The sequence below is a fragment of the Streptomyces barringtoniae genome (genome assembly GCF_020819595.1).
Classification (GTDB): domain Bacteria; phylum Actinomycetota; class Actinomycetes; order Streptomycetales; family Streptomycetaceae; genus Streptomyces; species Streptomyces barringtoniae.
This window is the reverse complement of the sequence record NZ_JAJHNP010000010.1, coordinates 18,771-31,131: the sequence shown is the minus strand read 5'-3', so window position 1 is coordinate 31,131 and position 12,361 is coordinate 18,771. Positions and strand designations below refer to the sequence as shown.

At 72.8% G+C, this 12,361-nt stretch carries 13 protein-coding genes; 11 read left to right on the top strand and 2 right to left on the bottom strand.

All coding sequences use genetic code 11. From position 1 onward, the window contains the following. Window positions 1-51 precede the first annotated feature (51 nt). From LMU33_RS19360 to LMU33_RS19345, 4 genes are all read left to right on the top strand, one after another. A complete protein-coding gene (locus LMU33_RS19360) occupies window positions 52-474 on the top strand; it encodes a hypothetical protein (protein WP_228621739.1) in 423 nt (140 codons plus the stop codon). A gap of 646 nt (window positions 475-1,120) precedes the next feature. Further along, window positions 1,121-1,324, top strand: a complete 204-nt coding sequence (locus LMU33_RS41700; protein ID WP_308280795.1) for a hypothetical protein — start codon at window positions 1,121-1,123, stop codon at window positions 1,322-1,324. A 59-nt stretch (window positions 1,325-1,383) separates the two neighbouring features. After that, window positions 1,384-1,713: a hypothetical protein gene (locus LMU33_RS19350; protein WP_228621737.1), complete on the top strand. Its 330-nt coding sequence runs from the start codon at window positions 1,384-1,386 to the stop codon at window positions 1,711-1,713. Window positions 1,714-1,806: 93 nt separating this feature from the next. After that, a complete protein-coding gene (locus LMU33_RS19345) occupies window positions 1,807-2,139 on the top strand; it encodes a hypothetical protein (RefSeq protein WP_228621736.1) in 333 nt (110 codons plus the stop codon). 146 nt (window positions 2,140-2,285) lie between these two features. Here the strand turns inward: LMU33_RS19345 and LMU33_RS19340 are convergent, their stop codons facing one another. Then, complete coding sequence (locus LMU33_RS19340; RefSeq protein WP_228621735.1) at window positions 2,286-2,579, bottom strand: hypothetical protein; 294 nt, start codon at window positions 2,577-2,579, stop codon at window positions 2,286-2,288. 286 nt (window positions 2,580-2,865) lie between these two features. On the opposite strand from LMU33_RS19340, the gene LMU33_RS19335 reads away from it, so the two are divergent. From LMU33_RS19335 to LMU33_RS19305, 7 genes are all read left to right on the top strand, one after another. After that, complete coding sequence (locus tag LMU33_RS19335) at window positions 2,866-4,050, top strand: glycosyltransferase (RefSeq protein ID WP_228621734.1); 1,185 nt, start codon at window positions 2,866-2,868, stop codon at window positions 4,048-4,050. Window positions 4,051-4,280: 230 nt separating this feature from the next. Next, the gene (locus LMU33_RS19330; RefSeq protein WP_228621999.1) at window positions 4,281-5,549 is read left to right on the top strand and encodes an O-antigen ligase family protein; all 1,269 of its coding nucleotides are present in this window, start codon (window positions 4,281-4,283) and stop codon (window positions 5,547-5,549) included. Further along, a complete protein-coding gene (locus tag LMU33_RS19325) occupies window positions 5,546-7,276 on the top strand; it encodes a lipid II flippase MurJ (protein WP_228621733.1) in 1,731 nt (576 codons plus the stop codon). Before LMU33_RS19330 ends, LMU33_RS19325 begins: the two co-directional genes overlap by 4 nt. Next, window positions 7,266-8,057 (top strand): polysaccharide deacetylase family protein, encoded by a 792-nt coding sequence (locus LMU33_RS19320; protein WP_372478012.1) that lies wholly within the window; start codon window positions 7,266-7,268, stop codon window positions 8,055-8,057. The genes LMU33_RS19325 and LMU33_RS19320 overlap by 11 nt, the downstream gene beginning before the upstream one ends. Beyond that, window positions 8,054-9,184, top strand: coding sequence for a glycosyltransferase (locus LMU33_RS19315; RefSeq protein WP_228621732.1), 1,131 nt, complete (start codon window positions 8,054-8,056; stop codon window positions 9,182-9,184). The genes LMU33_RS19320 and LMU33_RS19315 overlap by 4 nt, the downstream gene beginning before the upstream one ends. A 7-nt stretch (window positions 9,185-9,191) precedes the next feature. Next, entirely contained in the window at window positions 9,192-9,854 is a 663-nt protein-coding gene (locus LMU33_RS19310) for a YveK family protein (protein ID WP_228621731.1), read from the top strand. Beyond that, the gene (locus LMU33_RS19305; protein ID WP_228621730.1) at window positions 9,851-10,966 is read left to right on the top strand and encodes a GNAT family N-acetyltransferase; all 1,116 of its coding nucleotides are present in this window, start codon (window positions 9,851-9,853) and stop codon (window positions 10,964-10,966) included. The genes LMU33_RS19310 and LMU33_RS19305 overlap by 4 nt, the downstream gene beginning before the upstream one ends. Window positions 10,967-11,032: 66 nt before the next feature. On the opposite strand, the gene LMU33_RS19300 is transcribed toward LMU33_RS19305, so the two are convergent. After that, window positions 11,033-12,298: a glycoside hydrolase family 26 protein gene (locus tag LMU33_RS19300; RefSeq protein WP_228621729.1), complete on the bottom strand. Its 1,266-nt coding sequence runs from the start codon at window positions 12,296-12,298 to the stop codon at window positions 11,033-11,035. Window positions 12,299-12,361 lie beyond the last annotated feature (63 nt).

Below are 12,361 nucleotides of genomic sequence, written 5' to 3'. Positions count from 1 at the left end.
TGCTATGTTCTGCGTCTGTCGGATCAGAGGTAACTTCAAGTGAGGTGAATCATGAAGAAGGCAGTTTTCACCACTGCGGCATTGGCCATTGGTGCGGGTCTTGTAGGTGGTTCCGCCGTGGCGGCTTCGGCCGCCACCAAGGCACCTGCCCACGAAAACACCGGCCCGCTCGGCCTCATGTCCCAGACCGAGGTGACTCCGGCGCTTGTGCCCGCCGCCGACACGGTGATGCGCGTGGCCAAGCAGGGGAATATCACCAAGGGCAGCGCGTTCGACGAGAGCCAGTCGTCGACCGTCACCGGTAAGAACAAGGCGGCCAAGATCTCCGGGGTGTACCTGGACGGTATGGGCCGCAGCAGCAACAAGAAGCCCGCAATTCCGGTGAAGAATCCGCTCGGCACCGGTGCCGTGCAGGTCCACCCGCTGAACGGGCCGACCAGCGCCGGTGTCGGCAGCCTGTTCAACCAGGCGTGACACGGAAACCCCCAGAAGTCGGCGCGGCGGAAGTCTTCCCGTTCGCCGTGCTTTCGCTGCCATGTGCTCCCCTCTGTTCGCGAGACAGAGGTGGGACCGGAATTCCGACACTCTGATCCGGTTCCGGTCCGCCGGAGATCCCGATCCGCGGGCGACGCCGCAGCGCCGCGGGACGGATCGCCCGGTGGCCGCGTGGTACGGCCCCGTCCGGCGCCTCGAAGCCGCAGGCCCAGAGGTCGCAGTCGGACCATTTAGCTCCATACCCACCCGGCGCTCGATGCGTGCGGGGGAAATGCCTCAAAGCCTGTCCGGCCCACTGGACTCCTCCTTGCCAGTGGGCCGGACGCACGTCGGTGAAATCCCGGCACGTGCGTCCGGGTGAAGGGTGCGCGGCGCCGCTGAGCCATCCGGTGGAATCCAGCGCGAATGGGCCTTGTCCGCGTGACTTTTCGCCACATATTTCGGTTTCTTGCTATGTAAGCGCGGCTTACCGTGAATCCAGGAAGGAACCGAGTTGACCAGGAAGTTCGCGGTCGTCACTGCACTCGCCCTTAGCGCGCTCTGCGGCAGCGCTGGCGTTGCCTCCGCCCACTCGAACACGACGAACGTCACTGGTGGTGACGGCTTTTCGGAGTCTCCGGTCGTCGTGAACGCCCCTCAGCAGGGGGTGGTTGTCGTCAACGGCGCGCTCATCGACGGCCGCTGCATCGCGCCGTGGTCCAACGGCGCCGTCGGCGCCGTCATCGGCGGCGCCGCGACCATCGCGCCGAACTCGCACTACGCCGCCTGCGACACCGCGTCGGTCGACCAGTCGCAGAAGGCCGGTTACCAGGGCGGCCTGCTCTTCTGACCCCTGCTTCGAGTCATCCCGAGCAGGTGAACCCCCTCGCAGTCCGGAAAGGACACTCCATGCGTAACAAGGTTACGGCCATCTCCGCCCTCGCCGCGGGCGTCGTCCTCGCGGCCGCCGGCACTGCCGCAGCCGACAACTGCACGACGGTCACCGGCGGCAACGGCTTCTCGTCGTCCCCGGTTGTCGTGAACGCCCCGCAGCAGGGCGCCGTCGTCTCCAATGGCACGCTCGCCGACCTGCGCTGCGTCGCGCCCTGGTCCAACGGTGCCGTGGGCGTCCTCGGCGGCGCCGCGACCATCGTGCCGAACTCGCACTACGCCGCCTGCGACACGGCCAAGGTCGACGAGTCGCAGAAGGCTCCGTACACCGGCGGCCTGCTCTTCTGAGCCCCCTTTGCGCTCCGAACCATCCCGGAGCAGGGCGGGGGCGTCGGCAGACGTTCCCGCCCGACCTGCCCCTCCCATCCGAAAGGCGCATCCATGCGTAAGAAGGTTACGGCCCTGTCCGTCCTGGCAGCGGGCCTCGTCCTGGCGGCCGGTGGCGCCGCTGCGGCCGACGACAACAACACCAACGTCACCGGCGGCAACGGCTTCTCGGAGTCCCCGGTCGTCGTGAACTCCCCTCAGCAGGGCCTGCTCGTCTCCAACGGCGCGCTCATCGACGGCCGCTGCATCGCGCCGTGGTCCAACGGCTCCGTCGGCGTCCTCGGCGGCGCCGGTGTCGCCGCGCCGAACTCGCACTACGCCGCCTGCGACACCGGGTCGGTCGACGAGTCGCAGCAGGCCCCCTACACCGGTGGTCTGCTGTTCTGAGCAGCCCGGAGCCTGGCGGCCCGCCGACGCTCGGCGGGCCGCCATCTGCTTTACACCTTTTCCTGCACACTGCTTTTCCCGCACACGAAGAAGGCCGGCTCCGCGGCGGGCGGAGCCGGCCTTTGCGGTCCGGCAGGGCATGTCCTCTACTTGAGGGCCGGAAGCGCGGCGGGGGGCTTGCCGTTGAGGGGGTTCGGCAGGGCGCCGCCGAAGACGGGCGTCTTGACGACGCCGGACTTCTTCACGCCCTGCGCCGTCTGCTTGACGTTGCTGGCCAGTTCACCCGTCGGGATCTCGGCTGCGTTGGGCAGGGTACGGGCGACCGACTTCCCGTCCTCGAGGAGGCCCTGCCCCGGCAGGTCCGCGGCGACAGCGGGCGCCGCAGCGCCGGCGATGGCCAGAGCGCCGGCCATGAGCGCGGCAGCCTTCAGATTCTTCATTGGGTTCCTTTCATCTGGCTTCCGCTGGGCTAACGAGTGAAAGACGCCGTGGGAAACTCCGCCGGCAACAAGTTCCCGGAATTCATACATCCTGAATGACCGTGCGGAATTCTTATCTTATTATTCGTCTGAAGGTGGCTGTGTTTCCGACACAGTTCATGCCCTCCCGGAAAAAGACGGATAAGCGGCTAGTGTTGCTTCACGGATCCGACGAATTTATGCCGAACCTGCGTTCATGCGATCAGTGGCGGGTTCGGAATGTTTCTTCAGAAGGGAAGCCCTGGTCATGCGCATTCCCCTCGGTTCCGTCCCGCGCCGTGCGACGCGGTTCGCCGCACGCGAGCCACACGTCCTGCACGTCACGCAGCCCGTGGAGGGCGGTGTCGCCCGGTTCGTGACGGACCTGGCGGCGGCACAGGTCGCCGCGGGGCTGCGTGTCACCGTGGCGTGCCCGAGAGGCGGCACGCTCACGGAGGCCCTGCGCGCGGCCGGCTGCAGGGTGCTGCCCTGGGACGCGACCCACGCACCGGGGCCTCAACTCCCCGGTGAGGTGGGGAGGCTGGCCCGGCTGCTGCGCGAGGTGCGGCCCGACGTGGTGCATGCGCACAGCGCGAAGGCGGGGCTCGCGGCACGGCTCGCGGTGCGCGGCCGCCGCCCCACCGTCTTCCAGCCGCACGCCTGGTCGTTCGAGGCAGTGGACGGCGTCATGGCCCAAGCCGCCCTGCGCTGGGAGCAGTTCGGGGCGCGGTGGGCGACGCGCGTGCTGTGTGTGAGCGAGGCGGAGCGGCGTACCGGGGAGCAGAGCGGCATCACCGCCCACTGGCACGTGATTCCCAACGGCGTCGACACGAGCAGGTTCCGGCCGGAGGGGAGCATCGCCCGTCCCGGAGCGGGCCCACTCGTCGTATGCGTGGGACGGCTGTGCCGGCAGAAGGGCCAGGACGTGCTGCTGAAGGCGTGGCCCGCCGTCGTACGGCAGGAGCCCGCCGCCCGGCTGGTGCTGGTCGGCGACGGCCCCGACGAGGGCCGGCTGCGCGCGCTCGCGCCCGCCTCGGTGGAGTTCGCCGGTCCGGCGCTCGACGTCGCCCCCTGGTACCGGTCCGCCGACGTCGTGGTCCTGCCGTCCCGCTGGGAGGGCATGGCACTCGTCCCGCTGGAGGCCATGGCGTGTGCCCGGCCCGTCCTGGTCACGGACGTGGACGGGGCGCGCGAGAGCCTGCCGCCCGGGCACCTGCCGCACTGCCTGGTGCCGCCGGAGGACCCCGACATGCTGGCACGGGCGCTGACGGCGCTGCTGCGCCGCGGACCGCTGCGCGCGGCACTGGGTGCGCAGGGCCGCGCACACGTGCTCGCCGCCCACGACGTACAGCTGACCACGGACGCGGTGATCGACGTGTACCGCGAACTCCTCGGCACCGTCACCAAGCCGGTCCTGGTACCCACCCAGAGCAGGGAGTCCATCACCACATGACCGGGAAAGCACCGTTCCCCCCTCCGGCTGGGCGGTCCCGGACTGCGGGCCGTCCTGCCTGCATCCCGGCGCGCAGGGCGGTCACGTTCGTACGGCCGGCGGGGAGCTGACTGCCGGTGAGCACCTCCCGGACGGCCGCGCCGCCGGCCGCGCTTCCGGCCGCGCTGCCCCCGGCGCCACCGGCGTTGCGCCGCGCCGCGCCGGTCCTGCCCGTCGTGGCGATCGTCGTGATGGTCGCGCTGCCGGTCGCCGCGGGCAGCAACGCCACAGCGGCCGATGCGGTGTCGGGCCTTGTCGTGCTGTGGGCCCTGCTGCGGACCTCGCTGCGGGCACGGCGCCCGCTGACGGGGACGGCCGCGGTCGTCCTGGGACTGCCGGTGGTGGGCGTCGCGGTCGCCGCGGGCGGGGCGGTGACGCCCGGTGACGCCCTCACCGGACTGGCCCGGTACCTGCAGGTGTTCGTGCTCGTCCCGGTCGCGGTGGTGCTGCTCGTGCGGGACCGCCGCGACGCCCGGCTGGTGCTCTGGTCGCTGGTCGGGCTCGCGCTGTGGGAGGGCGGGATCGGGGTGCACCAGTACCTCACCGCAACCGGGGCCTCGTACCAGGGGGCCGACATCCGGGCGGTCGGCACCTTCGGGCCGTCCGACGTGATGGGGATGTCCACCGTCGTGGCGTTCGGACTGGTGGCCGCGACCGGGTTCGCCCTCAAGGCGCGGGACCGGCGGCAGCGGGTCGTGGCGGCCGCGTGCGCGCTGGTGCTGCTCGTGCCGCTCACGGTGTCCTTCAGCCGGGGTTCCTGGATCGCCACCGCCGTCGTGGGCGGGGCACAGCTGCTGTCGGCCGGGGCACGGCGGGCGGCGAAGGTGTGCGCGACGGTGGTCGCGGCCTCGGTGGTGCTGGTGGGCGGGGTCGGCGTGGGCACCGCGGCGCTGCAGGAACGTCTGACCAGCATCACCCGGGTCACCGACGCGCCGGACCAGTCCGTGATCGACCGCTACAGCCTCTGGGCGGCGGCCACCGGCATGTGGCGCGAGCACCCCGTGACGGGCGTCGGGCTGAAGGCCTTCCCCGCGCACCGGGACGGGCACGCCTCGCTCGCGCTGTCCGCAGGCAGCGACACGGAGGGAGCGGGCCAGGGCTACCGGCGCCAGCCCCTGCTCTCACCCCACAACATGTATCTGCTGGTGCTCAGCGAGCAGGGCCTGCTCGGCGTCCTCACGGTGGCCGGCAGCTGGCTGGCGCTGCTGGTCTGCGCGCTGAGACGGCTGCGGCGGGCCGAACGCGCGGCGGACTGTGCCGTCGCCGTCTGCGGACTGCTGCTGTGGCAGCTCGTGGACTACCTGTACTCCGACATCGGCGGACCCACCACCGTCCTGACGGCCGTGGTCCTGGGGCTCGCCGGCTGGTGGGCCCTGGCCCCCGACACGGCGGACACCACGGCGCCGGCCTCCGACACGGCGGACGCCACCGCCCGGGCCTCGTCGGAGGTCCCGGGATGAGAGCCACGCCCCCGGCCGCACAGGGCACCGACGCGCACACCTCGCCCGATCCGGGCACCGCGCACGGCGCCGATGCGGCGGGTACCCGGGACCACGCCGCCACCCCACGCGCCGCCGGGGGCGCCGTGGCGCAGGAGGCCTTCCCGGGGACGTCGGGCCGCTTCCTCGCGAAGGCGACGCTGCTCTCCGCCGTGCTGTCCGTGGCCGGATCGCTGCTCGGGCTCGGACGCGATCAGGCCCTCGCCGCCTTCTTCGGAGCCGGGGCGGAGACCGACGCCTTCCTGGTGGCGTGGACCGTGTCCGAGACGGCCGCGACGCTGCTGATCGACGCGGGGATGGCCTACGTGCTCGTGCCCGCGTTCAGCCTGGCGCTGGCCCGGCGGGCGCGCGCCTGCGCCGGACACGACCCCGTGCGCGCACTGGTCGCCGCCTCCCTGCCGCGGCTGTTCCTGGGCCTGGCCGCCGCGGCCGCCGTACTCGTCGCCGGCGCGCCGCTGCTGGTCTCGCTCCTCGGCCCCGGCCTGGCCGACGCGTCCCTCGCCGTGGACTGCACCCGCCTGACCGCGACCACCGTGCTGACCTTCGGACTGGCCGGGTACTGCAGCGCGGCGCTGCGGGCGCACGGCTCGTTCCTCGTCCCCGCGGCGATCTCCGTCGCGCTCAACGTCGCGGTCATCGCCACGGTGTACGGCCTCGGCGCCCGCTGGGGCGTACGTTCCGCCGCGCTGGGCGTCGCCCTCGGCGGATGCCTGATGCTCGCGCTCCAGGGCCCGGTCCTGTGGCGCCGGATCTCCGGGGCGTTGCGCCCGCAGCAGCCGCCCGCGCAGTCCGGGGACGACCGGCGGCCGCTGAAACCGGCCCTGGTCGTCTCGGTACTGCTGTTCGTGCTGTGCCGTCAGTCGCAGGTTTTCGTCGAGCGCTACTTCGCGTCCGCACTGCCCGCCGGTGCCATCTCACACCTCAACTACGCCCAGAAGGTGGCGCAGTTGCCGATGTCGCTGTCGCTGATGGTGTGCGTGGTCACGTTCCCCGTGCTGGCGAGGGCCGTCGCCGAGGGCGATCTGCGGCGGGCCGCGGAGCGGACCGAGCAGGACCTGGTGCTGGTGGGCTCACTCGTGCTGCTGGGCACCGCCGTGGTCGTGGCCTGCGCGCCGTCTGTCGTCGAACTCCTCTTCCAGCACGGCGCGTTCACCGCCGCGGACACCGCCGCGACCGCCACCACGATGCGGGTGTACGCGCTCGGGCTGCTCGGCCACGCGCTGGTGGGCGCGCTCGTGCGGTCGTACTTCTCGGCGGGCCTCGCCACCTGGTACCCGCTGGGCGCGATGGTCGCGGGCCTTGTCGTCAACATCGGCGCCGGTGCCGTGGCGGTGGGGATCTGGGGCGCGCCCGGCATCGCCGCGGCCAACGCCGCCGGGATCAGTCTCACCGCGCTGCTCCTGCTGCGCGGGCTGGGCACGCGCAGCGTGCCCGTACGCGTCCACCGGCTCGTCGCCGAACTGGCCAAACCGGTGGGCGCGGCCCTGTGCGCCGCGGGCGCCGGGGCCTTCTGCGCGCGGCCGTTCGCCTCGGCCCCGGCCGCCGTCGCCGTGGGCTGCGCGAGCGTGACCGCCGTCTTCGTCCCGCTGGTCTGGGCTCTCGACGTGGCAGGCGCCCGGTCGCTCCTGGCCCGCGGCACGCACATGGTCCGACGCACCGTCACACGAGGTATGAGCCATGGTCGTTGACGTCCCCGTACCGTCCCCCCACGCCGGCGAACCCGATCGCGAGCGGATCGGCAGACAACGCCGGAAGCGGGGGCCCGCCGCCTGGATCGCCATGTACCACTCCGTCTCGGACCATCCCGAGGACCCGTACGACATCACCGTCTCGCCCGCCCGGCTCGACCGCCAGCTCGCCTGGCTGCGCCGCCGCGGTCTGCGCGGGGTCAGCGTGCGCGAGCTGCTCGCGGCCCGCGCACGGGGCGAGGAGCGCGGGCTCGTCGGTCTCACCTTCGACGACGGCTACGCCGACTTCGTCACGGCGGCACTGCCCGTGCTCGGCCGCTGGCAGTGCGGCGCGACCGTGTTCGTGCTGCCCGGCCGGCTCGACGGCGAGAACGACTGGGACCCGCTCGGCCCGCGCAAACACCTCCTCGGCGCCGAGGGCATCCGCCGGGCCGCGGCGGCGGGCATCGAGATCGCCTCGCACGGCCTCACCCATGTCGACCTCACCCAGGCCGGCCCCGGCGAACTGCACGCCGAGGTCCAGCGCAGCCGTACCGTGCTGGCCGAACTCATCGACGCCGACGTCCAGGGGTTCTGCTACCCCTACGGCCGGGTCGACGCGCAGGCCCAGGCCGCCGTGCACCACGCCGGCTACGGCTACGCCTGCGCCATCGCTCCCGCGCCCGCCCACCTCGCCGGCGACTTCGCGCTGCCCCGGCTGCACATCGCACAGGCCGACACCCCGCTGCGCCTGGAGCTGAAACGACGCCTGGCCCGCGGCCGGACCCTGGGGGCACGGTGAGAGTCCTGCACGTCATCACCGGCCTCGGTGTGGGCGGCGCGGAACAGCAGCTGCGCCTGCTGCTGCGGCACCTGCCCGTCCGGTGTGACGTGGTGACACTGGCCAACCCCGGCCCGGTCGCCGAGGGACTGCGGGCCGACGGCGTCCACGTCACCCATCTGGGCATGCGCGGCAACCGCGACCTGGGCGCCCTGCCCCGCCTGGCCCGGCTGATCCGCGCCGGCGGCTACGACATCGTGCACACGCACCTGTACCGGGCCTGTGTGTACGGCCGGATCGCGGCGCGTCTGGCAGGAGTACGGGCCGTGGTGGCCACCGAGCACTCCCTGGGCGACTCCCAGATCGAGCGCCGCCGGCTGACGGCGGGCGTCCGGGCCCTGTACCTGGCCGGCGAACGCCTCGGCCGTGCCACCGTCGCCGTCTCGCCGACCGTGGCCGAACGGCTGCGCCGGTGGGGCGTGCCCGGCCCGCGCATCCGCGTGATCCCGAACGGCATCGACGCCTCCCTGTTCCGCTACGACGCGGCACGACGCAGCCAGGCCCGCGCGTTCCACGGGATTCCCCAGGACGCGTACGTCGTCGGCGGCCTCGGCCGGCTCGCCGAGGGCAAGCGCTTCGACCTGCTCGTCCGCGCGCTGGACGGGCTGCCCGGCGACGTGCGGCTGCTGCTGGTCGGCGGCGGTTGCGAGGAGGAGGCGCTGCGGCGTACCGCGCACGCCCTGGGGGTCGCCGACCGGCTGGTGCTGACCGGCGAGCGGCCGTGTCTGCCGGCCCCCCGGGACCGCACGCCCGGCCTGCCCTCCCTGCTGTCCGCGATGGATGTGCTCGCCGCCCCCTCGGCCGAGGAGGCCTTCGGCCTGGCCGTGCTGGAGGGGCTCGCGGCCGGACTCCCCGTGCTGTACACGACCTGCCCCGCCGTCGACGACCTGCCACCGCAGGCCGCGCCGGGCGCCCGGCGGGTCACGGGCGGCACCGATGCGTACGTCCGGGAGCTGCTGCGGCTGCGCGCGGCCGGACCCGGCGAACGTGCCGTACCGGACGCCGTGCGGCACTACAGCATCGAGCGAACCGCCGGACAGCTGATGGACGTGTACACGGCCGTGCTGTCCGGCTCAACCCGGAAGTGAGGTCCTGATGCCCGACAGCCCCCCACCCCCCGTACGACCGCGCCGCCGGATCCTCGCGCGTGCCGCGCGACTGCCGGTGCGATGGCTGCTCCCGGCCGTCGCGCTGCTCGGCGCGGCGGCCGGAGGCGGGTACGCGAAGGTCAACCCACCGCAGTACACGGCCACCAGCTACATCATCGCCGTACCGTCCGGGAGCAGGGCCGACTCGGCGACGGCACTCGGATACGCCCAGGGATACGGCCGTGTGGTGACCGAACTCGCCGTGCTGGGGCAGGCGCAGGCGCAGGCGGGGGTGCCGGTGGCGGAGCTGCGCAGAAGCGTGCAGGCCGCCACGTCACCCGACGCGCCGATGATCGAGATCACGGCGACCTCCGCGCGCCCCGCCCGGGCTGCCGCCGTCGCCAACGCCGTGTCCGGCGCGCTGACCGCCCAGGCCAACCGGACCCGGAAGGACACCGGCGTCGCCCTCGTCCGTCTCTCCCGCGCCCTGACACCCACCGAGCCCTCGTCCCCGTCCCCGGCGCTGACCGCGCTCGTGGGTGCGGCCGCCGGAGGCCTGCTGGGCGGCCTCGCCCTGCTGGCCCGGCCGCGGCGGACGGCGGCCGGCGACACAGGGCGCGCCCAGCTGCCGGCCCCGGCTCCCGCCGCCGACGCGCAGGAGGTGCTGTGACCGGCCCCGGCGGCGCGCTGTCGGTGGAGGTCTGCACGGACGAGCAGGCCTTCGCCGAACTGGCGGGGGAATGGGGGCGCCTGTACCGGGCCGGCCGGTCCGTGACGCCGTTCCAGAGTCACGCCTGGCTGCATTCGTGGTGGCTGTCCTACGGAACGCCGGGCAGCCTCCGGCTCGTCCTGGTGCGGGCGGACGGTGAACTGGTGGCCGTGGCACCGCTGATGCGCGTCCACCACCCGTGGCCGGCGCTGGTGCCGATCGGCGGCGCCATTTCCGACTTCTGCGACGTGCTCCTCGACGAGTCGGCCGCCGACCGGGCCGCGCCGGAACTGGCGGACGCCCTGGCCGACCTGGCCCGCACCGCCCTGGTCGACTTCCGCGAGGTGCGGCCGGGCAGCGCGGTGGAACTGGTCTACCAGGCCTGGCGCGGCCCGCGTCGGCGCCTGAGCGACTCCGAGTGCCTGGAGATTCCCGCCCTGCCCATGGAGCAGTTGGCCAAGCGGTTGCCCAAGGCGCGCGCGCAGCGGGTGCGCAACAAGCAGAACAAGCTGAAGAAGCTCGGCGTGCAGTGGCGCACCGTGGATCACCACGGGACGGAGGCGGCGCTGCGCCGGATGCTGGACCTCCACCGGCTGCAGTGGCAGGGCCGGAAGGTGAATCCGGAGCATCTCCGGCCGCGCTTTTCCGACCACCTGGTCCGGTCGGTGGTTCCGCTGGTCCGGTGCGGTGAGGCCGTGGTGAAGGAGTTCCTGCTGGAGGACGAGGTCGTGGCCGTCGATCTCACCTTCCAGTCCCGGCGGTTGGCGGGGAAGTACCTGTACGGTGTCCACCCGCGGCTGCGGGAGCGCAAGGTGGACGCTGTGACGATGATGCTCGTCGCGGCCGTCGACTCCTTCAATCCCGAGGGCCCGGCGGTGCTGAGCCTGCTGCGCGGCAAGGAGCCGTACAAGTACCGCTGGCTTCCCGAGACCGTCGTCAACCAGCGCTTCCTGCTGGCCCGTCGGCGCACCGCACCACTGCTGGCGGCCGCTGCCTGCGCCGCCGGTGCCCGGGAGGCGGGGAAGAGGCTCCTGCGCCGGACCGATGCGGCCGGCTCCCCGGACCACCCGTAGCGCTCCCGTCACCCGCCACCGGGGACGGGAGCAGTCACCACCACCGGGGACGGGGGCCCCGCCGGCCTAGTGGTGCCTCTGGACCGGGCCGTTGGTAGGCCCGCACGGGCAGGGGTGCGGCGGGGTCGCCGGCGTCGGTGTCGGATTCGGCGTGGGCTGCGGCTCGGACGGTGGGGTGGGCGACGGCGAGGCGGGGACCGACGGCTGCGGCGCGGGACCCGACGCACGACCGGACAGTGCCGCCCGGTAGATGGCGGACGACCGGGGATTGGCCGAGCACAGCCACACGCCGTGCGGGCAGTAGTCGGTGACCGACTGGTAGAGCGGCTTGTGCTCGTCCATCCACGCGAGCATGCGCAGCATGTACGTCGCGTTGTCGCCGTTGCGGAACAGACCCCACTCGGGATACGAGAACGGCTTGCCGTGCGTCTTCGCGAAGTCGACGTGGTACTGCAGGCCGTAGGGCTCGGACACCTGCGTGTCGAACGTGACGCCCTCGGGCTGGTCGTAGGAGTCCATGCCGATGATGTCGACGACGTCGTCACCGGGATAGCACTGCGGCCACGGAACCGCGTCCACGCCGCGGTCCGGGGTGAAGTCGAACCTGAACCTCTGCCCGGGCACCGAGCGCATGACGGTGACGATGCGCCGCCAGTACGTCTTCCAGTCGGCCGGGTCGGGGCCGCAGCGGTGGGTGTAGGTGATGCCGTTCATCTCCCAGCCGGGCACGAGGATCGTGTCCGGCACCCCCAGGGCGACGAGGCGCTCGGCGAGCACCCGGAAGTGCTGGTCGAACTCGCCCGCCGCGGCCCGTTGCAGCAACTGCCTGACCTCGGTGTCCGGCAGGTGCTCCTCGTTGCGTTCCATCATCGGGACGTTGACCACGAGGAGCCGGTCGGCCTTGGCGCGCCGCCATGCGGCCCAGCTGTCGAGGAACTCGTGGGCGCCCTCGATGTTGCTCCACAGGTCCCCCGGCAGGTACGTGTGGCCCACGCGCACCTCGGCGTGGTCGAGCCAGTCGCTGAGGCCCTGGATCTGCCGCACGCCGAGGGGCCCGTAGTTGAGGTAGGCGCCGAGCGCGGGCGCCTGCGCCGCTCCCGGCGGGCCCGCCGCCCCGTCCGCCGGGCATGCCGAAGGGAGGGGACCGGCGGGCACCGCCTTCGGGGACACGGCCGGCGGCATGGCCCCCGCGACCGGTGCGCAGTGTCGCTCCACCAGGTTCGCCGCGGTGTCGCCTTTGAGGATCGGGCTGGGAATGAAAGCCGCCGCCGCGCACAGCCCGGCGGCGATGAACGACACTCGCCTCAGGGATCGACGGCACTCGGGCATCATTCCCCACTCCTTTGGTGCGGCTATGTCCTAACTCGCGGGACACAGCCATATATACGCTCATTG

Coding starts and splice junctions, on each gene's coding strand:
- LMU33_RS19330 (WP_228621999.1), top strand. CDS start 4,281: ATGGTCGCGCTGCCGGTCGCCGCGGGCAGCAACGCCACAGCGGCCGAT.
- LMU33_RS19325 (WP_228621733.1), top strand. CDS start 5,546: ATGAGAGCCACGCCCCCGGCCGCACAGGGCACCGACGCGCACACCTCG.
- LMU33_RS19300 (WP_228621729.1), bottom strand. CDS start 12,298: ATGATGCCCGAGTGCCGTCGATCCCTGAGGCGAGTGTCGTTCATCGCC.
- LMU33_RS19345 (WP_228621736.1), top strand. CDS start 1,807: ATGCGTAAGAAGGTTACGGCCCTGTCCGTCCTGGCAGCGGGCCTCGTC.
- LMU33_RS19310 (WP_228621731.1), top strand. CDS start 9,192: ATGCCCGACAGCCCCCCACCCCCCGTACGACCGCGCCGCCGGATCCTC.
- LMU33_RS19340 (WP_228621735.1), bottom strand. CDS start 2,579: ATGAAGAATCTGAAGGCTGCCGCGCTCATGGCCGGCGCTCTGGCCATC.
- LMU33_RS19360 (WP_228621739.1), top strand. CDS start 52: ATGAAGAAGGCAGTTTTCACCACTGCGGCATTGGCCATTGGTGCGGGT.
- LMU33_RS19320 (WP_372478012.1), top strand. CDS start 7,266: ATGGTCGTTGACGTCCCCGTACCGTCCCCCCACGCCGGCGAACCCGAT.
- LMU33_RS19335 (WP_228621734.1), top strand. CDS start 2,866: ATGCGCATTCCCCTCGGTTCCGTCCCGCGCCGTGCGACGCGGTTCGCC.
- LMU33_RS19350 (WP_228621737.1), top strand. CDS start 1,384: ATGCGTAACAAGGTTACGGCCATCTCCGCCCTCGCCGCGGGCGTCGTC.